This is a genomic window from Ruegeria sp. K5 (assembly GCF_056531805.1).
The window spans coordinates 577,885-599,224 of the sequence record NZ_JBQFML010000001.1 but is presented as its reverse complement, the minus strand read 5'-3'; the positions used below and the strand labels follow the sequence as shown (position 1 = coordinate 599,224).

Genomic DNA, 21,340 nt, shown 5'->3' with positions numbered 1-21,340 from the left:
TTAATCTTCCAGCGAGATCTGGCCGGGCAAACGCTGCTCTCTCAGCGATGCGGTTGCGATGCCTTGCAGCATCAGGCCCTCTCCGTGGTTCAGATCAACCGGCTTTTGCTCGCGCAACTGCGCGATCCGCTGGTCAAGCGAGACCCATTTCCCTCGTGGAATGGGCAGTTTCTTTGAATGCTCTGACATATTGTCACCTTTGACTACGCCTTAGCCCGACACCCTCGATCTAAGGGTTAACGTCAGAATTTGCCGGGAAAATGGCGCGATACGGGCAGGCAGATGCCAATGTTATGGCCCGATTTGTCTGGACAATTCTTGCAGGTTTGGGTCATCCGGTATGCGCCCTAGGCCTTCTTTCACTACCTCACGTGCTGCATCCGCCCCCCGGTTGATCTGCGCCAGTTGCACAAGCATCGGCCAGGCCTCGGCCCGTTGCGGATCAAGCGTGACAACCTCGCGAAACGCCCGTTCGGCGGCAGGTGCATTGCGGAAGGTCAGCGCCATGCCGCCCAGCACCATATGGGTCTCGGGGAAATCCAGCCGGTTGGCAATTACGCCCTGCCATTCGGACATCGCTTGCCCGACCAGGGCCTGCTGATCCGGCGTAAGGGCTTGGGGCGGAATGTTCAGGAACTCTTTCGCTGCTGATATACGCACATTGCGCAGCGGGTCGGACAAGAGCGGTTCAAGCCGTTGCACCTGATCGACGAGGGATGCCTGTCGCTGCAAGGCGACCGCATTGGCCCGTATTAGCGGGTCTGCATCCGTCAACAACGCAACTGTCGCCTCTGCCACGTCTGCAGAGCCAAACGGTTGCAAAAGATAAGCTGCCGTGGCCCGGACGATGCCCGGCTGTGCGGGATCGAGGGCAATGGCCAGCAACCCTTCGGGACTGTCCGCCTGCCCCGCCATCGCCGGGGCAAAGGACGATCCGAAATGCGGGCCGCGATGCGATGAATTCGGGAACCATTCTTCAATCCGGGCAGCCGCCCAAGGCTGATCCCTATCCTCATGGCAATCGGTGCAGGCGTCCTGTCCAAGCGCCAAATCCGGGCGCGGCACGCGGAAACTGTGATCGCGGCGACCATCGACGCCCATATAGACACGTTCGATCATATGACAGGTTTTGCATTGCGCACCCGCGCTGTCCTCGGGGTGATGGTGATGCGCAGGCGTGTCGTATTCCTTGCGAGCCAAAGTCGGAAAATCGGGGTTGCCCGCCGGGGAATGGCATTGCGTGCAAACGCCATTGCCATCGGCCCGCAGCTCGGCGCTATGGGGTTCGTGGCAGTTCAAACAGCCAACGCCCTGCGCGTACATCTTCGATTGCAGGAACGAGCCGTAAACATAAACCTCGTCCAGAATCTGGCCGTCCGGGTGATAGGTTCCGGGCCGCAGCAGGGCCAGATTATAGGCATCGTGATAGGGCGTGCCGGGCAGAGGGTTGCCTTGCTCATGCGCCTCGCGCCGGGAATGGCACCCGGCGCATTGCTGGATTTCCGCCTCGGTCTGGCCCCTGCCCCATGACATCAGAAAGCCAGAGGCACTTAGACCTTTTGCAACCGATTTTCCGCCAACCCAGTCGATATGCGCCGAGCCCGGACCATGGCAGGCCTCGCACCCGACACCGATTTCGACCTGACGGGACTGATAGGCTCGGCTTTGCACGTCATAGTTCTTTTCGAATCCTGTGGCGTGGCATTCGGCGCAGCGTGCGTTCCAATTCTTATACGGCCCGGTCCAGTGCAGCCCGTCATCCGGCGGCAGATCCTGATCGGGATAGAGGTGGAACCAGCGCTTGTTTTCGGTGTCCCAGACCACATCAAAGCTTTGCAATCGTCCGGGTTCGGTTTCGAACAGATATTGCTGCAAAGGCTCGACACCGACGATGGAATGCACGTCATAGCTGGTCGTTACGCCATCTTTCTCGGTCACATCCGCATAAGGCGTCGCACCACGATAACCGAAGCGGACCGACATGCCGTCATGTTCAAACACCGTGCCAGCAAAATCCGCGACCAGCGCCCCGTCTTCAACCCCGGTCCAGGCCAATGCGTGATGGGATTGGGCCCAGGCGGCTGTTTCTTCGGTATGACAATCGGCGCATTGCTCGGATCCAACATATGATGGGGTCTGAGCGTAGGCGATCCCGGATATCAACACGGAAACCGCAAAGGCGAGCCACTTCATGCGCTGTCATCCTCGCTATGCAGGTCCATCAGCGCGCCGTTATATTCCGCGCCCAGGATCAGGATCGCTGCGCAAAGGTACAGGAAGATCAGGGCGGCCATGGCCCCGGCCAGACCGGCATAGGTGGCGCTGTAGCTGGCGAATTGGGCGATATAGATCGAAAAGGCCCAGCCGCCGCCGCCCAACAGCAGCAGGGTCAGCACCACGCCCGGAAGGATCTGCATCACCCGGTGGCGCCGCGTCGGCAGAACAAGATGCGCCAGCAGTATGGTCGCCACCGGCACGGCCACGGTAAAGGTCCAGCGCAGCCGGTCCACCGAAAGCCAAGTCGAGACATCCACGTCCGTATGCTTGGACACCAGCGTTGTGTAGACGGGCAGCACGACCTCGACCGCAGCGACGATCAGAATGGCGGCCCCGCCCAGAATGACCAAAACGATACACAGCAGCCTCGTCTTCCAGAACGGCCAGCTGTCCCGGTCGTGATAGGCCTGATTCATCGCAGCCCGCACCGCCGCCACCCCGTTCGAAGCAAAATACACCGCCAGCAAACCGCCGATCGTGATCACGCCCGAGCTTGACCCCTGAAGAACCGCCCGCAGTTCGGACACAATCGGGCCAGCCACATCCTGCGGCCACGCGCCGAAAATCAGGTCGATCAACTCGTCCGTCACATAGCCTTGCGACAACGTCCCTGCCAGCGCCACGGTGAACAGTACAAACGGAAACAACGCCATCATCATCGACATGGCGACATGGCTGCTCATGACAAAGCCGTTTTTCTCGCTGAACCGCCGAAACGCCAGAAACAGCGCTTTGATCAGACGGCCGGATAGTAGAATCGATGGTTGCGACATTCTGAAACCCTAGCCCGCCCGCAGCCCCGGTAGAACCCGGGAAGTCGTAAATCCCGATATATAAATAACTGACTGCATTGCATAAACTTACCCGGCTGTGCAGGATCAGGACAACCCGACCCGCTTTGCATGCGCCCGCCCTATCATAGTTCAGGTTTGCGAATGACCCTTGATCCAAACAGCCCGAAAGATCGCTATCGCCCCAGCCTGTCCGTGGTACGCGACAGTTGTATCATCGCAGCTCTGGTTGTTTTGGGGCTGTATGCGGGTGCCGCTTTTCTGATTCCGTTGACGATGGCCCTGTTGATCAATGTTCTGATCATCGCGCTCAGCGACCGGGTCATTGCGGTGACCCGAGCCCCCGTCTGGCTGGCCAATATTGCCGGAGTAACTGTGGTTTTGGCCGGTTTGTTCATGATCATGTATATTCTGGGCAGTCAGGCGACACAGTTCGCCCGCAGCATCAACACGTATGAAACCCAGTTCGACGACGCGGTGAACCGCGTGGCGGGGCTGGTGGGCAGTGACGTCACGACCTTCATTCGCGACAATCTGGTCAGTATCGACATGTCTTATCTGGCGCGGCTGTTGCTGGGCAGCGCGACCTCGCTGCTAAATCAGTTCTTTCTGATCAGCCTCTATGTCGCATTCCTGATGGCCGAACGACTGGCCTTTCGCAAGAAAATCCAACTGGCCGCAGGCAACCCCGACACCGGCAAAGAGTTTTCTGCGATGCTGGACGCAATTTCATTCAGCCTGCAGCGCTATGTCGGGGTTAAAACCCTGATCAGCCTGATCACGGCGGGCATCAGTTACACCGTCTTCCGCATCCTCGGACTGGAGTATGCCGAGACTTGGGCGGTTCTGACCTTTGCGCTGAACTTCATCCCTTCAATAGGGTCGATTATTGCCGTGGTCTTCCCGGCCATGATCGCGCTTGTGCAATTCGAAAGCATCGGCCCGTTTCTGGTGGTGGTTCTGGGCTGCGGCACCATCCAGTTCCTGATCGGCAATTTCGTAGACCCGGCGATGCTGGGCCGGTCGCTGAACATGTCCACGTTTCTGGTCGTTCTGGCCCTGATGTTCTGGACCACCGTCTGGGGCCTGATCGGAGCGTTCCTGAGCGTACCGCTAACCGTTTGTATCCTGATCGTATTCAGCCACATCCCCGCCTTGCGCCCGGTGGCCATCTTGATGTCGCTGGACGGGCGATTGGGGGATGATCAGCCCTGACCTCAGCTTTGGCAAAGCGCGATCAGCGCGGGACGGTCCTGCAGCTTGAGGCGCCCATAGCCGCCAACAATCAGGCCCTGTTTGATCAGCCGTTGCAGCGTTCTGTGCAGCGTCGGCGGGGATACGGCGATCATCGCGGCCAGTTCCTCTTGCGAGACCTGTAGCCAGCCATCGGCGTCTGCGGCAACCTCCTCAAGATGCAGCAACCTCAGGATCAGACGCTTTTCCGTACCCGTTACGCCAAGGTTGGCAATGATCCGCAGGGCTTTTTGCATGTTCTCATGCGACAACACATAAAAATCGCGCAGGTATTCCGGGTTTTGCTGCACCATCCTGTCCAGCATGGCCGACGGAAAAAACAAGGCTTCGGTGTGCTTTGTCGCGACCACCCCAACCAGCCGGTGCGCGTTAGCAAACAGGGCCAAATCACCGACCCAGAACCCACGCCCTTCCTGATGCAGAACGAACTCCTGCCCGTCATCTGCAGGGGTGGTCAGCCTGACACCGCCGTCCAGCACGCCATGAATGCCGTCTGCCGGATCACCGTGGTTATACAGCGCCTCTCCGACCTCATACCTGCGGTGCACGGCGCAGGCCATCAACGCCTTTCGGAACCCGGCAGACCGGGTTTGCAGCCAATTTGAATCTTGCAACGGCTTGAGATCAGGTGTGTTTTTTAACATCGGTATATTTGAAAATCATCATGTGATAAGTTTTGGCCCATGCTGTTGGCCTAATTTAGTGCCAAGCGATTCCTGCGCAAGCTGGGCTTGAACAGGACGTTTACAGCTATCCGCAGAGTAGTCGATCCGGCTCTCGACGTTAAAGCACAAAATATTCTCTCGGGCGGTTCTGCCCGCAAATTCAGGAGCAAGACATGCGACCTTCTATTCAATTGGTGGAACACTGGCGTACTGGGATACGCCGCGCAGCCGTCGGTGCGCTTTCGGTGCTTTTGGCCCTGCCCGCCTGGGCGCAGGATCAAAAGCCCAACATTCTGGTCATCTGGGGTGACGATATTGGCCAATCCAATATCTCGGCCTATACGATGGGGTTGATGGGGTATCGCACGCCCAATATCGACCGTGTCGCCAAAGAAGGCATGATTTTCACCGATTATTATGGTGAACAGTCCTGCACCGCCGGTCGATCGTCTTACATCATGGGGCAATCGGTTTTCCGCACCGGCCTGTCCAAGGTCGGTCTGCCCGGCGCAAAAGAAGGCATGCAGGTCGAAGACCCCACCATTGCTGGCCTTTTGAAAGACCATGGCTATGTCACCGGTCAGTTCGGCAAGAACCATCTGGGCGACCGGGATGAACATCTGCCCACAAACCACGGATTTGATGAGTTTTTCGGCAACCTCTACCACCTGAACGCCGAAGAAGAACCCGAACACGAAGACTATCCCGGTGATGCGATCCTGCCTGACGGACGCACCTTTCGCGAAGCCTATGGTCCGCGCGGCGTAATCCGCTCCTCCGCCGGGGGCGAGATTCAGGACACAGGTCCCCTGACCCGCAAGCGGATGGAGACGGTGGACGAGGAAACGCTGGAAGCCGCTGTTGAGTTCATTCGCGAAGCCAACGCCAACGGGACGCCGTTCTATGTCTGGTGGAACGGGACGCGGATGCACTTCCGCACCCATGTGAAAGACGAGATGCGGCAGCAGGCCAATGAGATCTTTGGCGGTCCGGCGGACGAATACACCGCTGGCATGATCGAACATGACGTGCATGTGGGCCAGTTGCTTGACCTGTTGGACGAACTTGGCATCGCCGACAACACCATCGTGCATTACTCGACCGACAACGGACCCCACTACAATACCTGGCCCGACGCCGCCTCGACCCCGTTCTGGGGTGAGAAGAACACCAACTGGGAAGGCGGCTGGCGCGTGCCTTCGATGGTGCGCTGGCCCGGACGGATCGAGGCCGGTTCCGTCAACAACGAAATCGTGCATCACATGGACTGGCTGCCGACCTATCTGGCCGTTGCCGGTGACCCCGAGATCAAGGACAAGCTGAAAGCAGGCTATTCCTCGCCCGCGATGGGCCGTGACTATAAGGTGCATCTGGATGGCTACAACATCCTGCCCCTGCTGACCGGTGAGACCACGGAAAGCCCCCGTCGCGAGATCTTTTACTTCACCGACGATGGCGATCTGTCGGCGTTGCGCTTTGACGACTGGAAACTGATCTTCCTTGAGCAGAAAGCATGGGCAACCTTCCGTGCGTGGATGGAGCCGTTCACCGAACTGCGCGTGCCGATCATCGTCAACCTGCGCCGCGACCCCTACGAGCGTGGCTATCGCACCTCGAACACCTATTACGACTGGATCCTCGACCGGGCGTATTTCCTGGTGCCGGCGCAGCAATATGTGGGCAACTTCCTGAGCACCTTCCAGGAATTCCCACCACGCCAGAAAGCCGCCAGCTTCAGCCTGGATCAGGTGATGGAAAAGCTCAGCACACCGACAGGCAATTAAGTTCGCTTGCCACTCAGGGGGCCGCCGATGATGGCGGCCCTTCCTTTATTGAACGGAGTAATTCTCATGCTGCGATTGACCGCTGTTGTGTCCGCGCTTGCCCTGCCCCTGATGGCACAGGCTGACCCGCTGCCAAGCTGGCAGGATACCGATGCCCGCACCCGGATTATCAACTTTGTCGAGGGCGTGACCGATCCGGATGGCCCCGCCTATGTCACCCCATCCGACCGGATTGCCGTGTTCGACAATGACGGCACACTTTGGGCAGAACAGCCCGTCTATTTTCAGTTCATTTTTGCCATGGATCGCCTTGCGGACATGGCCGAGCGGGATCCGTCGATCCTGACAACGCCTGCCCTGAAGGCCGCCGCCGAAGGCGATCTGGCCACGATCCTGCAAGGCGGTCATGACGCGCTGATCGAGGTCGTCAATGCCTCGCATTCCGGCACCAGCGTTACCGAGTTTCAGGCCGCCGTGGCCCAATGGCTGGAAACGGCGCGCCACCCGGATACTGACTTGCCTTACGATCAAATGACCTATCAGCCGATGGTCGAGCTGCTGCGTTATCTGCGTGACGAAGGGTTCACCACCTATATCGTCTCCGGCGGCGGCATCCATTTCATGCGGGTCTTTGCCGAAGATGCCTATGGCATTCCCCCTCATCAGGTGTTGGGCACCTACGGCAATACCAGTTTCGACCATGTCGATGGCGTGCCCACCGTGGTCAAGACGCCGGGCATCGCTTTCATTGATGACAAGGAAGGAAAGCCGATCAATATCGAACGCACCATCGGCAAGCGACCGATCCTTGCGGGTGGAAACTCGGACGGGGATTTCGCGATGATGGAGTGGGTTACCGCAGGCGAAGGGCCCAGATTGGGTGTCCTGATTCATCACACGGATGCAGACCGCGAATGGGCTTATGACCGCGAAAGCCCAATTGGCAAGCTGGTCGATGGGTTGGCCAAAGGCCCAGATATGGGATGGGTGATCGTGGATATGGCGCAGGACTGGTCTCGCGTCTACACTGGGGCGAACTAAAAACCACCCGGATCCTGGAACCTTATGTGGACACTGCTTGTTTCGACCGCCGTTTTTGCCCTGTACGTAACGGCGGTCGTGTTTTCCGTTCGCGCCGCGCAGACCGCCCGAACCCCGCAAGGTGCGGTGGGTTGGGTGGTCTTTCTGGTCTCGGCCCCGTTCTTTGCGGTGCCTATGTACCTGTTTCTGGGCCACCACCGGTTTCGCGGCTATCGCATCGCACGACAGGAAAGCGAGCGTGTGGTCGAAGGCATCAAAAGCTTTGCGGATTATTCCAAGCCCGACCCGTCCACGATGTCGATCAACCCCCGCCCGTTCGAGTTTCTGGCGCACCTCCCGGTGTCGCGCGGCAACGGGGCCGAGTTGCTGATCGACGGGCAAGCCACGTTTGATGCGATCTTTGACGCCATCGATGCGGCCAAAAACTACATCCTAATCCAGTTCTACATCGTACGCGCCGATGATCTGGGTCTGAAACTGCAGCAAAAGTTGATCGCTGCCGCAAAACGCGGCGTGCATGTCCGGTTCATGACCGATGCTGTGGGCAGTTACGGGCTGCCGACCGAGTATCTTGAGACCATGCAGACTGCCGGGATCGACGTAGCCAATCCCAAAGATCAGCGCGGGCCGAATTTCCGTTTCCAACTCAACTACCGCAACCACCGCAAGACCGTGGTGATCGACGGCGAGATCGGGTTTATCGGCGGGCATAATGTCGGGGTCGAGTATCTTGGCCAAAGCAAGCATTTTGGCCATTGGCGCGACACGCATATCAAGATGACCGGGCATATCGTCCGGCAGCTGCAACTTATCTTCACCGAGGATTGGCATTGGGCCCGCGACGAAGACCTGATCGACGAAGTGGATTGGGCCGGAACCGAGTCCGAGCAGGATATGAACGCCCTGCTGGTCGCAACCGGGCCCGGAGACGATACCGAAACCGGGGCGATGCTGTTCTTTTCCGCCATCGCCGAGGCGAAGGAACGGCTGTGGATCGCCTCACCCTACTTCGTGCCCGATATCGACATCATGACCGCCCTGCAACACGCGGCGATGCGTGCCGTCGATGTGCGAATCCTGGTACCCGACATGATCGATCACCGCCTGCCCTGGCTGGCCGCTTTCGCCTATTTCGATGAGGTTCGCGACTGCGGCGCGCGGGTGTTTCGTTATACCGACGGGTTCATGCACCAGAAGGTGTTTGTCGTTGATGACACGCTGGCCGCGGTTGGAACAACAAATCTGGACAACCGTTCCTTCCGCCTGAATTTTGAAGCGATGGCCCTGTTCTTCGATCAAAGGGCAACGCAAGCCGTTGAACGGATGCTGCTGGCGGATTTCGAGAACTGCTATGAACTCACCCGGTCTTTGCAACAACAACCGGCCCATATCCGGTTCGGGGCACCGCTGGCCCGGCTGTTTGCGCCCATCCTTTAGGAAAAGAACCGTTCCTGAAACACGCGGGTCATCAGGGCCACCATATAGGCGGTGGACAGGCCAAAGGCCAAAAGCCCCGCGACTGACGCGAACGAGCCGAAAATTCGCAACGCCTCGCCCAAAACGATGTCGCCATAGCCCAGCGTGGTGAATGTGACCAACGAGAAATAAAGGGCCGTGTTCCAGTCGGGCAGCACCTCAAGCAGGACCCAAACAACCGCCCAGATCCAGACCTGAATGGTGTGTGTCAGGACAATGAACACCAAAGCCACTGCAATCGGTGCAGCAGTCGCCAGAAAAAGCCCGCTTTTGGACCATTTCGGCTCCATCCTCATGATGACGATTGTGCACCAGGTCAGCAAAAAGATCTCGACCACAAAGCAGAGCCCCAGAAAGGCACTGCCCCATACAATCTGGTGCAGCAAGCTCATGTTTTTTCACCCTGAATTGCAGCCATGACTCTGTCAGCCAGAATGGCCCGTGCCGCGCCTTGGCACAAGCCCGGTTGGCGGATTTTGCCCCTGCGGCGAAACGCACCGGGGGTCGGTCTGCACTGGACATAGGTCAAAACTGTTGCACATCCTGCTGGGAAAAAGTGGGTCGGTCGATGCTGTTGACAATAGACAAGGTGCAGAAATCCTATCCCGGCGGGCGGCCGGTGCTGCGCGACGTGTCGCTGGAACTGGATCAGGGGCAGACGCTGGCGCTGACCGGAGAAAGCGGCAGCGGCAAATCCACTCTGCTGAACCTCGCAGCCGCTTTGGATCGGTTCGACGGGGGCGAGATCACGCTGAACGGAGCGCGCCTGTCCTCGCTGGATGATGCTGGACGGGCCGACCTGCGCCGCCGTCATGTTTCGTTGGTGTTTCAGCAGTTTAACCTGATCCCGTCGCTGACGGTTGCACAGAACCTCTCGTTCCACGCCCGGCTGGCCGGGTGCCATGATCCCGACTGGAGCGCCCATCTGGCGGACAGGTTGGGATTGTCCGATCTTCTGGATCGCTTCCCCGAGAACCTGTCCGGCGGGCAACAACAACGGGTCGCCATTGGCCGTGCCATGGGTGCGCGCCCGAAACTGTTGCTGGCAGATGAACCCACGGGCAATCTGGATGAAACCGCCAGCGCCACTGTGTTGGACCTGATGCTGTCGCTTGTCGCGGATACAGGCGCGGCGCTGCTGCTGGTCACCCATTCCGCCGAAATTGCTGCGCGGCTAGAACGGCGCGTGCATCTGGCCGGTGGCCGGATCCAATGACGCGACCGGTCATACAAGCGTTGCTGTCCCATTGGCGCGCGCACTGGCTGCAACTTGCGACATTGCTGATCGGGATCGCCTTGGCCACCGGTCTGTGGTCTGCGGTGCAGGCGATCAATGCCGAAGCGCGCGCCAGCTATGCCCGCGCAAACGCACAACTGGCACTTGGTCAGTTCGATGAACTGCGCGATCCCACAGGTCCCATCCCCGTTGCGCGTTATGCCCAACTGCGTCAGGCCGGTTGGCAGGTTGCAGCTGTGCTCGAGGGTACTTTCCGTGTCGGGGGGCGGACAATACGCCTGATGGGCGTGGATATGGTGGCCTACCCGGCCCTGCCCGCCGTGACCGAGACCGAACAGGGCGCCGACCCACCCAACCCAGCGGATATATTGACCGCTCCTGGGCGTCTCATAGTGCATCCCGATCTTGCACCTGTTCTGGAACCGGTGAGCGATCTGCCGCCCATTCTGCTGTCCCGGTCCCTGCCCCCGGATGTCATTCTGACCGACATTGGCGTGGCCGAGACTCTGCTGGGTCAACCCAGTACGATCTCGCGCCTTGTCGTTCTGCCAAACCAGCCGCGCGGGCGGTTGCCACTGTCGGATGTCGCACCGGAACTGCAACAGATCAGCCCGGATTCGCAGGTCGATACCGCGCAACTGACCGACAGCTTCCACCTGAACCTGACCGCCTTTGGACTGCTGTCCTTCGCTGTCGGCCTGTTCATCGTAAATGGCACGGTCGGGCTGGCTTTTGCCCAACGGCGCGGGGTGATCCGAACGTTGCGCGCCCTGGGTGTTTCGATGCGGCGGCTGGTCTGGCTGATCCTGGCCGAGTTGACCCTGCTGGCCTGTATCGGCGGCGCACTGGGGCTGATCCTGGGATTCTTTCTGGCAGGCGCGCTGCTGCCCGACGTGGCCGCAACATTGCGCGGGCTATACGGCGCACCTGTGACGGGACAGTTGACCCTGCAACCCGAATGGGCGCTTGCGGGGCTGGCCATGGCGCTGCTGGGCACCTTGGGGGCCAGCGGTCATGCGTTGTGGCGCTTGGCCCGGATGCCACTGCTTGAAGGGCCCGGCGTGCAGGCCTGGAGCGGCTCGGGACAGACACACCGATTGGCTGGGATCATCGGTGTGTGTCTGATTGTCGGCGGTACTCTTTTCTATACCAGCCTCGGTGGCCTGCTTGCCGGGTTTGTCTTGCTCGCCGGATTGTTGACCGGGGCCGCCCTGTTGCTGCCACTGCTTCTGTCCTTCGCCCTATCGGTAGGTGCTAAACAAGCGCGCGGCCCTGTATCGCAATGGATCTGGGCCGATATGCGGGCGCAATTGCCGGGGCTTTCTCTGGCACTGATGGCCCTGCTGCTGGCGCTGGCTGCAAATATCGGCGTTGGCACCATGGTCTCCAGCTTCCGGCTGACCTTCATCGGATGGCTCGATCAACGCCTGACCGCCGAAATTTATGTAACCGCCAAGGACGACCAGCAAGCCAGCGAGATGGCCGAATGGCTGGCCCCTCAGGTCAATGCACTCCTGCCGATCCGCAGTGTCGAGTTGCCTCACACCACCGAGCCTTTGTTCTTGTATGGGGTCGTAGACGATCCGGTCTACCGGGATAACTGGCCATTGATTGCCCGATCCAATGGCGATTGGAACAGGGTGATGGCGGGTGAGGCCATTTTGATCAACGAGCAACTGGCCCGCCGCGCGCAGCTTTGGCCGGGGGATGTTTTGACGATCGCGCCGGACCATCAAATGCCAATCGCGGGCGTCTATTCCGACTATGGCAACCCCACCGGTCAGGCGATTGTGTCCATGACCAAACTGGATCAGATCGCGCCGGGGACAGACGCAAGACGCTTTGGTATACGTATGGACCCGGGCGCAGCGACTGAGATGGCGCAATCCCTACGCGCGCGTTTCGATCTGCCGCCCCGAAACGTGGTGCAGCAGGCCGCGATGAAGGCGCAATCGCGGACGATTTTTGAGAAGACCTTTGTCGTGACCTCCGCACTCAACATCCTGACACTTGGGGTCGCCGGGTTCGCCATTTTAACCAGCCTTCTGACCCTATGGACCCAGCGCCTGCCTCAGATCGCGCCGGTTTGGGCCTTGGGTCTGAATCGCGCAGAACTGGCGAAATTCGAGCTGTTGCGCAGTGTTCTACTGGCGGCGTTGACGGCCTGTCTTGCGCTGCCGCTGGGGCTGGTTCTGGCCTGGGTCCTGCTTGCTGTCATTAATGTACAGGCATTCGGCTGGCGCCTGCCGATGTACCTGTTCCCATGGGATTGGCTGTATTTATTCGCACTCACGCTGCTGGCTGCCTTGATCGCAGCCGCCCTGCCCGCACTGCGCCTGTTACGCCTGCCACCGGCAAACTTACTGAGGGTTTTTGCCAATGAACGTTAGAGCCTTAATCCTGGCCCTCCTCTTCTGCCTGCCGGTTTCCGCGTTGGCGCAGGGCTATGCGGGTCTGGGTGGCTCGGCAGATGGGTTCGACGTGCCTCAACCAGACGTTCAGTTCGTCTTTCCCAAAGATCACGGCGCGCATCCCAGCTATCGCATCGAATGGTGGTACCTGACGGCCAACCTGAAGGGGGAAGACGGGCGCGACTATGGCATTCAGTGGACGCTGTTCCGATCTGCCCTAAAGCCCTTTGACACCGACGGCTGGCAAAGCCCGCAAATCTGGATGGGTCACGCAGCAATCACCACGCCCGAGCGCCATTACTTCGCCGAACGCCTGTCCCGCGGTGGCATCGGTCAGGCCGGAGTGTCGGCCCAACCCTTTGCCGCATGGATCGACGAATGGCGCATGAGCGGGCCGGATTTCGACTCGCTGTCGCTGACCGCGAATGGAGCGGATTTCGGCTATACCCTGTCCCTGAACGCTCAAGGTCCGTTGGTCTTTCACGGAGACGGCGGATATTCCGTGAAATCCGCAGACGGTCAGGCGAGCTATTACTACTCCCAACCCTTCTACGCCATCGAAGGCACCCTGCATTTGCCGGACGGAGACATCGCCGTCACCGGTCATGCCTGGCTGGATCGCGAGTGGTCGTCGCAGCCCTTGGCCGAGGATCAAAGCGGGTGGGACTGGTTCTCGCTCAGCTTCGATGATGGTGACAAGCTGATGGCGTTTCGCCTGCGCGGAGCACGGGGTGATTTCACGGCGGCCACGTGGATCAATGCGGATGGCAGCAGCCAGACACTGCCTGATGGATCGGCCCAGTTCACACCACTTGAAACCGCACGCGTTGCGGGTCGGGATGTGCCAATTCGATGGAACGTCACCCTGCCTGACCGCGACATAAACGTCGAGGTTTCGGCCCTGATCCCTGACGCCTGGATGACGACGCGATTTGAATATTGGGAAGGCCCTGTCACGGTCTCAGGCAGCCACGCAGGGCGCGGCTACCTTGAGATGACCGGGTATTAAAGCGTGCGACCTTAATTCTGAGACAGGAATACCCTGCCACGCCTACGGCGCTCTCGGGCTATTCCTGTCGCATGATACTTCAGCTCAAAGGTCGCACACTCTGGATCAGCGGACGACGTAGACCGAAACCGCCGCGTGCCGCACTACGCGCGCAGCGTTGGGGCCCAGCAGGTAATCCTTGAAATCCGGCTTGTGCGCCCCTATCACGATCAGGTCCGACCCGGCGCTGTCGGCGGTTTTCAGGATTTCCTGATAGGCCGTACCAGTTGCAACCACATGACGGATCGAGGCATTGCGGTCCGAGCCCAACGCCGAGACACACAGCGCGGTCAGTTTGTTATGGGCCTCTTCCAATGCCTTGTCGTGGAAGTCGGGCTCGAAAAAGCCCGACACCCAGCTTTCCCCGAAATCGGGCAGAACTGTCACCACATCCAACTGGGCCCCATCCAAATCCGCCAACGCTGCGGCCTGTTTCAGGACCGGGCTGTCCAGATCTCCGTTACTGATATCGACGGCGCAAAGAACTGACTTTGTCATGCGGGCACCTCTTCTTGTCTGGCGGCACGGCCACGTTGCAGGAAGGCGATCAGACCCAGCAAGAGCATCGCCGGAAGGTAGATCAATTGCTTGGGCGGTTGGCTGGACGGCAGGCTGACCGAGGTCAAGCGCACGGCCTCATCCCCGTAATAGTCGAAGATGCCAAGCTCATCCGCGACCGGCGCGCCAAACAGCGGCTCTTCCAGTTTGATCAGCCCGTCTTCGGGGATCAGCAGCAGACCCATCGCCTCGACCCGGGCCGCTCCGCCCTCTTCTTCACCCACAGTGACGACGACCGTCGTGTCGACCATCTCCAACGTGTCGAAATCGGGGCCGGACACGACCAGTCGCACCTCGGACCCTGGTGGCGTCTGCCCGATCGTTTCTTCAAACGCGGCAGGTTCCACCGACTGGAAAGGAGGTGAGATCCGGTCCATGAAGAAATCCGGTCGGAACAGGGCAAAGGCCACAAAGATCAGCGCAATGCTTTCATAAATCCGGCTGTGGGTCAGGAAATAGCCCATGGTTCCGGCGGTGAAGACCAGAATGGCGATGGTCGCAAATATGGCGACGATTATCCCTTCGACCCATGTCACATCGATCAGCAGCAAGTCAGTGTTGAAGATGAACACAAATGGCAGCGCCACGGTGCGCAAGCTGTAGAAGAACGCGGTGAATCCGGTCTTGATCGCATCACCACCGGACACGGCAGCCGCCGCGAAACTGGCCAACCCGACCGGAGGCGTCACATCCGCCATGATCCCAAAGTAGAACACGAACAGGTGCACCGCGATCAGCGGCACGATCAGCCCGCTTTGCGCGCCCAGTTCCACAACCACACCGGCCATCAGCGAGCTGACGACGATATAGTTCGCCGTGGTCGGCAGGCCCATGCCCAGGATCAGGCTGAGGATACCGACCATGATCAGCATCAGGATCAGGTTGCCGCCCGACAGGAACTCGACCAGATCGGCCATCACTTGGCCCACGCCAGTCAGGGTCACGGTGCCCACGATCACGCCCGCCGTGGCCGTGGCCAAGGCGATCCCGATCATGTTGCGCGCACCATCGATTAGGCCCTGCCACAGATCGGCAACACCATCGATAAAGCGATTGTAGACATCGCTTTCACCGCGGAAGATCGCCTTGAGCGGCTTCTGCGTCAGCAGGATCACAAACAGCAAAGCAGTCGCCCAGAAGGCTGACAGGCCCGGCGATTTCTGCTCGATCATCAGGAAATAGACCAGCACGATGATCGGCAGCAGGTAGTGCAGCCCGGCCTTGTAGATGTCTGTGATGACGGGCAGTTGCACCTCTTTGGCGTTCGGATCATCCGGCTCCAGATCCGGCACCTGGGCGGCCAGATAAAGCAGCGCGACATAGACCGCACAGACAATCAGGCTCAGCACCAGACCGGCCGCCGACGGAACCCATGCGGTCACCGCATCGACCGGGAATTGCGAGCCATAGCAGAGACCGGCAAAGACGATGAAGAAAGACAACATCCCCACAACGGTCCGCGCCAGATGCACGTCGCGGTCGCCCAGCGTGGGCATGTTCCGCTTCACGGCCTCGAGATGCACGATATAGACCAGCGCGATGTAGGAAATCGCCGCAGGCAGGAAGGCGTGGGTGATCACCTCGACATATGAGATGCCCACATATTCAACCATCAGGAAGGCCGCAGCGCCCATCACGGGGGGCATGATCTGGCCATTCACGGATGAGGCAACCTCGACCGAGCCCGCCTGTTCGCTGGAAAAGCCCACGCGTTTCATCAGCGGGATGGTGAAGGTGCCGGTGGTCACAACATTGGCGATGGACGAGCCCGAGATCAGGCCGGTCGCCGCCGAACCAACAACCGCCGCCTTGGCCGGACCACCGCGCAGGTGGCCAAGCGCTCCAAAGGCCATTTTGATAAAGTAGTTCCCTGCCCCGGCCTTATCCAGCAACGCGCCAAACAGCACGAACAGGAACACGAATTTGGTCGAAACCCCAAGCGCGATGCCAAACACGCCCTCGGACGTGATCCACATATGGCTCATGGCCTTTTTCAGGCTGGCACCCTTCCAGCGGATAACCTCGGGCACCCATTCGGACGAGCCGAAGAACACATAGGCCAGAAAGATCGTCGCGATAATCGCCATCGCCGGACCAAGCGCACGGCGCGCGGCTTCGAACAACAACAGCAGACCGGCCAGGGCAACCCATTTGTCTGTGTCATCCGCAAGGCCACCGGCATCAACGATTTTCTGATAGAAGAAGTAGCCGTACAGCGCGACAAACGCGCCCAGCAGGCCCATGATCCAGTCCTGAACCGGAATATAGTTCCGAGGGCTGGACTTCAGCGCCGGATAGGCCGCAAAGGCCAGAAACATGGCAAAGGCCAGATGGAACTGCCGCGAATTGTTCACGATACTGCCGGGCAATATGTAATTCGCCAGCGGCGAGGCCAGAACCACCTGAAAGATCGACCAGATCGCTGCCACAATGGCCAGGAATATCCCGACATTACCGACCGGGTTGCGTCCACCCGCGTCGGAGGAAGCAACTAATTCCTGTAGCTCTTCTTCGGATAGCGGACGATTGGATTGTGTGTCGGAACTCATAGATTGTCTCCCCGTCGCGGCCTTTTGCGGCCTTCTGAATCACCCGTTTGCTACGGGTTTGGGTGGCAGGGCGCCCGTGGGCACCCTGCTTTGGGTCCGGATTACTGAATCCAGCCTTTTTCTTTGTAGTACTTCTCGGCACCCGGATGCAGCGGGGCCGACAGGCCGTCCGCGATCATCTCTTCGGGCTTGAGATTGGCAAATGCCGGGTGCAGTTTTTTGAAGTCGTCGAAGTTCTCGAAGACCGAGCTGACAACCGCATAAACCGCGTCTTCCGACACATCCGCCGAGGTCACGAAGGTTGCGCCGACACCAAAGGTTGCGGTGTCACCGTCCGATCCGCGATACATACCACCCGGGATGGTCGCGGTCCGGTAGAACGAGTTGTCGTCGACCAGCTTGCTGACCGCGTCACCGCTGACATTCACCAGAACGGAATCGCAGGCTGTGGTTGCTTCCTGAATCGAACCCGAGGGGTGGCCGACTGTATAGACCATCGCATCGATCTGGTTGTCGCAAAGGGCCGCCGACTGTTCAGCCGCCTTCAGTTCGGTCGCCAGTTCGAAATCATCGGTGGTCCAGCCCATTTCGCCCAACAGGACTTCCATGGTGCCGCGCTGACCGGAACCGGGGTTGCCGATATTGACGCGCTTGCCTTTCAGGTCCTCGAAGTTGGTGATGCCGGCATCGGCACGGGCCACAACGGTGAACGGCTCGGGGTGAACCGAGAAGACGGCGCGCAGGTTTTCGAACGGACCAGCCTCTTCGAATTTCGAAGAGCCGTTATAGGCATGGTACTGCCAGTCGGACTGCGCCACACCGAACTCCAGCTCGCCCTCGCGGATGGTGTTGATGTTGTAGACCGATCCACCGGTCGATTCGACCGAGCAGCGCACGCCATGTTCCTTGCGGCCCTTGTTCACCAGACGGCAGATCGCGCCACCGGTCGGATAGTAAACTCCGGTCACGCCGCCGGTACCGATTGTGATGAACTCTTCGGCATAGGCTGCCGGTGCCATCATCGCCGCGGTGACAAATGCGCCGAGGCTAAGCTTGCTGCTGTTTTTCATGTAAGAACTCCCATTTTTTATTGTGTGAGCGGGAAAGAACAAAAGCCCCGCGAATGCAAGGGACGCGCCGGATCGTCAGATCAGGCCGCCATGCATCCGTGCAACTTTTGAATTTTTCCAATGTCTCCCAACATTTTCGAGGTTTCATTCAGATACCCGGAATGTCAAGTCCGGCGACCTCCACCGAAGCGCAAAGCTGCATATCTGAAGCTGATCACGGAACTTTCCCCGTATTCAGTGGCCCATCACGCCACCCATCAAGACTGCGCCCTATTCAGGTCCCGGGGCAATCGTTTGGGGACGTAGAATATTGATCGGAAGTCCTTGTGCCAGAACTCGATAAAACGGTAGCTGATGACAGACACAGCACCGAGCACGGCAAGATACACCAGAACCATCGGGCCGAACGCCCAGCTTTGATCACCCCAAAAGACGTTAAACGCATGAAGAATTTGCCAGTGCCAGATGTAAATACTGAAACACATCATACCCACAAGTTGCAGTGCCCGCATCTCCAGAAGGTCCGTCGCAGAGGGAGCGCTTCTTCCGTCTACCAACGACAAGATGACAAACACGGTTCCTAAGGCGATAGACAGGTTTGCAAAAGTCTGGGCAATTGGCATCACATCACCGACATACCGCGCCAGCGACAAAACCAAGGCGAGATAAATTAGAAGGCAGCCTAAGAAAAAGAATACTCTTAAGCGATTGATCGAAAGAGACTGGCCGGAATCCAACTTTACCCACCAATGCGCCGCCAGCATACCAAAGCAGAAATCTGACAGCCGTCCGGGCAAAGTATCCGAAAAATCGTTCAAGTACTTCCCTTCAACTTGGAAGTTTGCCGCGCTAAAGGCATGAAATCCGATCGATAACGCAGCTAACACCAGCAGTGTCGTAACCGGTCCATTGCGTCGGACTAAAATTAGGATTAGCGGAAAAAGGATTGAAAACCATATCTCTATTCCCAGCGACCAAAGCGGTGGGTTCATCGGTGGGAAGAAAAGTAGTGGGCTTGGGACGGCGGCAAACAGATAAAATACTGTATGAGATAAAATCCGCATTAAGGGTTCGCCGAGGAATAGAACCAGGCATACAAGCACGTTCACATAGTAAAGCGGAAGCAATCTCCACCCACGCTTTTTTAAGAATTTCACGGAATCGAAGGGTGCAGCGTTTTCTTGCGCCAAAGGCAGGTAAAGAACGAAACCGGACAACACAAAGAAAATGTTTACGCCCAGCCAGCCATTATGCAGAAACGGCTGTAACAGGAAATAGTTGGCCGCCGAGGTGTCCTCATAGGACAACGGGGAAATCAGTGGTTGCAAAATATGGTGAGCTAACACCATTACAATCGCAATTCCTCTTAACCCATTGATGTAACCGATTTTCTCTGCGCCAATTTTTTCAGCCACCAAAAACCTCACTAACCAAACACAACTGTCTGGTTCTCAAAATTTCGACCAGCACGGTACAAGATTAGCAGCAACTCATTTTTGGTGTAAGCCTTAACTAATAACTCCGCATATGACACAAACAGGCGTGGTGCAGACTATAGGCGGATTGATCCCTTGGGTAGCCCCTGCTTTCGTCGTCAAACTGTGGCGTCACCTTGTATGTCAGCATTCGATCAAGAACGGGCTGAAGTAATTCTCAAAATCCAAATCTACTGGAAGAAATCCCAAGAGCTTATGCCTCTGCAGCCGCAAACCAAAGTCACAGTTTCAAATGATCTGTGGTGCCCAAGGAGAGACTCGAACTCTCACGCCCGTGAAGGCGGGGGATTTTGAATCCCCTGTCTCTTTCGAAGCCCTTTTTTACAAGGGTTTTCGCTTGGTTACCCGTCACTACTAACCCCTTTTGCGTCACCGTTTACGTCACTGGTGACAGGGTTTTTGTAACGTTTAAGGCCATCTGGTGAACCCAAATGTGTGCTGTCCTCAGGGCTATTGTGTGTCGTGGTACCTGTCAAGCGGCCACGATTTTCTCGCCCGGAAATTCCGTCAGAACGCGGACTGCCGTGGCCGCCTCGGATAGCGGTTATCCCTCGCTGCCTGATGGCGGGACCGTTGATGAGTCGTTCGAGTTCGGCCTGCGGTTCTCTTTAGCCGCGATGAAGGCCGTGTGTTGATCTTGTGTTCCGCCTGCTGAAGGCCCGATTCTGTCCGCCGGGTACCCTTTCACGTTGCACTTCGGGTTGAAGCCGTTGTCAGCGGTTTTCTCGATAGGTCGATACGTGGTCATTGCTTGAACTCGTGCTTAAGGTTTCTGGGAAGGCGCGTCTTTGGGTGTGTCAGAAACGGCCTTCAGGCGGTCCCTGTAGGCATCCAGCACGCCAACACCAGCTTGCAAGCCGTAGCCCAATGCGCTGGGTTTCTGGACGCTGGGCAAGCTGGCAGCAGTGCGCGTGTAGTTCGTCGCGAGTGCTTCGCGCTCGGCATCAAGCTGCTCAATACGGTTGTCGAGGTTCATGTTGATGCGGTCGCGGTTGGTGGCGTGTTGGCCGTATAGGTCACCTAGCAGGGCATCGACGCTGAACCCTGTAACGCCACTTCCTGAGGCACCCACTTTCGCAGAGGCAACGGCGCGGGTGGCGGCGTTTTGATGGTCGATCTGTTGTTCGGTGGCTGCCTCGATCTCCTGAGACTGGCGCAGGTTGATGCGGTCAGTACCGTCGACCATGTCTTGCCGGGCAATCTCTTTCAGGTTCGCGTTAGTGGCAGCCTGAGCATCGGCCTGAGCGCTTGCTTGACCATAGCCAGCGGCGGCGCTTGCGACCGAAAGGCCAGCGGATACAGCAGAAGCGATAGATGCTATTTTGGCGGTTGGGGCTGCCACACCAATCGCTGCCTTAAGGGCGGGTAGGATGAGGGGTAAGCTCATTGGGTTATCCTTCAAATGTGGGTACGTCCGCACGCAGCAGGACTAGGTAAGAACGGTTGAACTCGTCACGGGCTGCCGCCTTCACGCGCTGTGCAACTTCGAGGTTGGCGCGGGCTTCGACGTAGTCCAAAGCCGCCAGTTTCGCCTCGGTCTCTGTGCCGTCGAACTCGGCCATACGGTTTGCTACAGCGTCGATCTCTACGGTTGCGTCAGACACCCGTAGGCCAGCCTTTTGGAGTTCCTTATGGGCTGCCCCTAGCGCGGTGATCATGTCGGTGTATGTCATTGTGATTTCT

At 58.5% G+C, this 21,340-nt stretch carries 18 protein-coding genes; 7 read left to right on the top strand and 11 right to left on the bottom strand.

Annotation, left to right across the window (positions count from 1 at the left end):
- From ACR0MO_RS03055 to ACR0MO_RS03045, 3 genes are all read right to left on the bottom strand, one after another.
- On the bottom strand, positions 1 to 189 hold the full coding sequence (locus ACR0MO_RS03055; protein WP_170450564.1) for a hypothetical protein: 189 nt from the start codon (positions 187 to 189) through the stop codon (positions 1 to 3).
- 102 nt (positions 190 to 291) lie between these two features.
- Positions 292 to 2,193, bottom strand: coding sequence for a cytochrome c3 family protein (locus tag ACR0MO_RS03050; RefSeq protein WP_480626028.1), 1,902 nt, complete (start codon positions 2,191 to 2,193; stop codon positions 292 to 294).
- On the bottom strand, positions 2,190 to 3,050 hold the full coding sequence (locus tag ACR0MO_RS03045) for a YihY/virulence factor BrkB family protein (protein ID WP_170450560.1): 861 nt from the start codon (positions 3,048 to 3,050) through the stop codon (positions 2,190 to 2,192). Before ACR0MO_RS03045 ends, ACR0MO_RS03050 begins: the two co-directional genes overlap by 4 nt.
- A gap of 162 nt (positions 3,051 to 3,212) precedes the next feature.
- Here ACR0MO_RS03045 and ACR0MO_RS03040 point away from each other — a divergent pair, with 162 nt between their 5' ends.
- Complete coding sequence (locus ACR0MO_RS03040; protein WP_480889675.1) at positions 3,213 to 4,283, top strand: AI-2E family transporter; 1,071 nt, start codon at positions 3,213 to 3,215, stop codon at positions 4,281 to 4,283.
- A gap of 2 nt (positions 4,284 to 4,285) precedes the next feature.
- Here ACR0MO_RS03040 and ACR0MO_RS03035 read toward each other — a convergent pair whose 3' ends face one another.
- Positions 4,286 to 4,936, bottom strand: a complete 651-nt coding sequence (locus ACR0MO_RS03035) for a Crp/Fnr family transcriptional regulator (protein WP_480889673.1) — start codon at positions 4,934 to 4,936, stop codon at positions 4,286 to 4,288.
- 224 nt (positions 4,937 to 5,160) lie between these two features.
- Between ACR0MO_RS03035 and ACR0MO_RS03030 the strand changes: the two genes are divergently transcribed.
- The 3 genes from ACR0MO_RS03030 (at position 5,161) to cls (ending at position 9,249) form a co-directional block, all read left to right on the top strand.
- A complete protein-coding gene (locus ACR0MO_RS03030; protein ID WP_480889670.1) occupies positions 5,161 to 6,771 on the top strand; it encodes an arylsulfatase in 1,611 nt (536 codons plus the stop codon).
- A gap of 66 nt (positions 6,772 to 6,837) precedes the next feature.
- On the top strand, positions 6,838 to 7,812 hold the full coding sequence (locus tag ACR0MO_RS03025) for an HAD family hydrolase (RefSeq protein WP_480889668.1): 975 nt from the start codon (positions 6,838 to 6,840) through the stop codon (positions 7,810 to 7,812).
- Between the two features lie 24 nt (positions 7,813 to 7,836).
- On the top strand, positions 7,837 to 9,249 hold the full coding sequence (gene cls, locus ACR0MO_RS03020) for a cardiolipin synthase (protein WP_170621837.1): 1,413 nt from the start codon (positions 7,837 to 7,839) through the stop codon (positions 9,247 to 9,249).
- Here the strand turns inward: cls and ACR0MO_RS03015 are convergent.
- Positions 9,246 to 9,680 (bottom strand): potassium channel family protein, encoded by a 435-nt coding sequence (locus ACR0MO_RS03015; RefSeq protein ID WP_170621838.1) that lies wholly within the window; start codon positions 9,678 to 9,680, stop codon positions 9,246 to 9,248. The genes cls and ACR0MO_RS03015 overlap by 4 nt on opposite strands.
- Positions 9,681 to 9,856: 176 nt before the next feature.
- Between ACR0MO_RS03015 and ACR0MO_RS03010 the strand changes: the two genes are divergently transcribed.
- The 3 genes from ACR0MO_RS03010 to ACR0MO_RS03000 are packed head-to-tail and all read left to right on the top strand — an operon-like array spanning position 9,857 to position 13,945.
- Positions 9,857 to 10,504: an ABC transporter ATP-binding protein gene (locus ACR0MO_RS03010; protein ID WP_170621839.1), complete on the top strand. Its 648-nt coding sequence runs from the start codon at positions 9,857 to 9,859 to the stop codon at positions 10,502 to 10,504.
- Positions 10,501 to 12,915: an FtsX-like permease family protein gene (locus ACR0MO_RS03005; RefSeq protein ID WP_480626031.1), complete on the top strand. Its 2,415-nt coding sequence runs from the start codon at positions 10,501 to 10,503 to the stop codon at positions 12,913 to 12,915. Before ACR0MO_RS03010 ends, ACR0MO_RS03005 begins: the two co-directional genes overlap by 4 nt.
- On the top strand, positions 12,905 to 13,945 hold the full coding sequence (locus ACR0MO_RS03000) for a lipocalin-like domain-containing protein (RefSeq protein ID WP_170621841.1): 1,041 nt from the start codon (positions 12,905 to 12,907) through the stop codon (positions 13,943 to 13,945). The genes ACR0MO_RS03005 and ACR0MO_RS03000 overlap by 11 nt, the downstream gene beginning before the upstream one ends.
- Positions 13,946 to 14,050: 105 nt before the next feature.
- On the opposite strand, the gene ACR0MO_RS02995 is transcribed toward ACR0MO_RS03000, so the two are convergent.
- The 6 genes from ACR0MO_RS02995 to ACR0MO_RS02970 all read right to left on the bottom strand — a co-directional run bounded on the left by ACR0MO_RS02995 (position 14,051) and on the right by ACR0MO_RS02970 (position 21,330).
- Positions 14,051 to 14,482, bottom strand: coding sequence for a universal stress protein (locus ACR0MO_RS02995; RefSeq protein WP_170450539.1), 432 nt, complete (start codon positions 14,480 to 14,482; stop codon positions 14,051 to 14,053).
- The gene (locus ACR0MO_RS02990; protein WP_480889663.1) at positions 14,479 to 17,091 is read right to left on the bottom strand and encodes a TRAP transporter permease; all 2,613 of its coding nucleotides are present in this window, start codon (positions 17,089 to 17,091) and stop codon (positions 14,479 to 14,481) included. Before ACR0MO_RS02990 ends, ACR0MO_RS02995 begins: the two co-directional genes overlap by 4 nt.
- Before the next feature lie 101 nt (positions 17,092 to 17,192).
- Complete coding sequence (locus ACR0MO_RS02985; RefSeq protein ID WP_170450535.1) at positions 17,193 to 18,161, bottom strand: TAXI family TRAP transporter solute-binding subunit; 969 nt, start codon at positions 18,159 to 18,161, stop codon at positions 17,193 to 17,195.
- Positions 18,162 to 18,418: 257 nt separating this feature from the next.
- Positions 18,419 to 19,576, bottom strand: coding sequence for an acyltransferase family protein (locus ACR0MO_RS02980; protein ID WP_480889660.1), 1,158 nt, complete (start codon positions 19,574 to 19,576; stop codon positions 18,419 to 18,421).
- An 844-nt stretch (positions 19,577 to 20,420) separates the two neighbouring features.
- Positions 20,421 to 21,044 (bottom strand): virion core protein, T7 gp14 family, encoded by a 624-nt coding sequence (locus ACR0MO_RS02975; protein ID WP_480889657.1) that lies wholly within the window; start codon positions 21,042 to 21,044, stop codon positions 20,421 to 20,423.
- 4 nt (positions 21,045 to 21,048) lie between these two features.
- Complete coding sequence (locus ACR0MO_RS02970) at positions 21,049 to 21,330, bottom strand: hypothetical protein (protein ID WP_480889655.1); 282 nt, start codon at positions 21,328 to 21,330, stop codon at positions 21,049 to 21,051.
- Between the last annotated feature and the right edge of the window lie 10 nt (positions 21,331 to 21,340).

What these genes read in the sequence shown, in the direction of transcription:
- ACR0MO_RS03055 (WP_170450564.1), bottom strand. Translation starts at nt 189, where the DNA reads ATGTCAGAGCATTCAAAGAAACTGCCCATTCCACGAGGGAAATGGGTC.
- ACR0MO_RS03050 (WP_480626028.1), bottom strand. Translation starts at nt 2,193, where the DNA reads ATGAAGTGGCTCGCCTTTGCGGTTTCCGTGTTGATATCCGGGATCGCC.
- ACR0MO_RS03045 (WP_170450560.1), bottom strand. Translation starts at nt 3,050, where the DNA reads ATGTCGCAACCATCGATTCTACTATCCGGCCGTCTGATCAAAGCGCTG.
- ACR0MO_RS03040 (WP_480889675.1), top strand. Translation starts at nt 3,213, where the DNA reads ATGACCCTTGATCCAAACAGCCCGAAAGATCGCTATCGCCCCAGCCTG.
- ACR0MO_RS03030 (WP_480889670.1), top strand. Translation starts at nt 5,161, where the DNA reads ATGCGACCTTCTATTCAATTGGTGGAACACTGGCGTACTGGGATACGC.
- ACR0MO_RS03025 (WP_480889668.1), top strand. Translation starts at nt 6,838, where the DNA reads ATGCTGCGATTGACCGCTGTTGTGTCCGCGCTTGCCCTGCCCCTGATG.
- cls (WP_170621837.1), top strand. Translation starts at nt 7,837, where the DNA reads ATGTGGACACTGCTTGTTTCGACCGCCGTTTTTGCCCTGTACGTAACG.
- ACR0MO_RS03015 (WP_170621838.1), bottom strand. Translation starts at nt 9,680, where the DNA reads ATGAGCTTGCTGCACCAGATTGTATGGGGCAGTGCCTTTCTGGGGCTC.
- ACR0MO_RS03010 (WP_170621839.1), top strand. Translation starts at nt 9,857, where the DNA reads ATGCTGTTGACAATAGACAAGGTGCAGAAATCCTATCCCGGCGGGCGG.
- ACR0MO_RS03005 (WP_480626031.1), top strand. Translation starts at nt 10,501, where the DNA reads ATGACGCGACCGGTCATACAAGCGTTGCTGTCCCATTGGCGCGCGCAC.
- ACR0MO_RS03000 (WP_170621841.1), top strand. Translation starts at nt 12,905, where the DNA reads ATGAACGTTAGAGCCTTAATCCTGGCCCTCCTCTTCTGCCTGCCGGTT.
- ACR0MO_RS02995 (WP_170450539.1), bottom strand. Translation starts at nt 14,482, where the DNA reads ATGACAAAGTCAGTTCTTTGCGCCGTCGATATCAGTAACGGAGATCTG.
- ACR0MO_RS02990 (WP_480889663.1), bottom strand. Translation starts at nt 17,091, where the DNA reads ATGAGTTCCGACACACAATCCAATCGTCCGCTATCCGAAGAAGAGCTA.
- ACR0MO_RS02985 (WP_170450535.1), bottom strand. Translation starts at nt 18,161, where the DNA reads ATGAAAAACAGCAGCAAGCTTAGCCTCGGCGCATTTGTCACCGCGGCG.
- ACR0MO_RS02975 (WP_480889657.1), bottom strand. Translation starts at nt 21,044, where the DNA reads ATGAGCTTACCCCTCATCCTACCCGCCCTTAAGGCAGCGATTGGTGTG.
- ACR0MO_RS02970 (WP_480889655.1), bottom strand. Translation starts at nt 21,330, where the DNA reads ATGACATACACCGACATGATCACCGCGCTAGGGGCAGCCCATAAGGAA.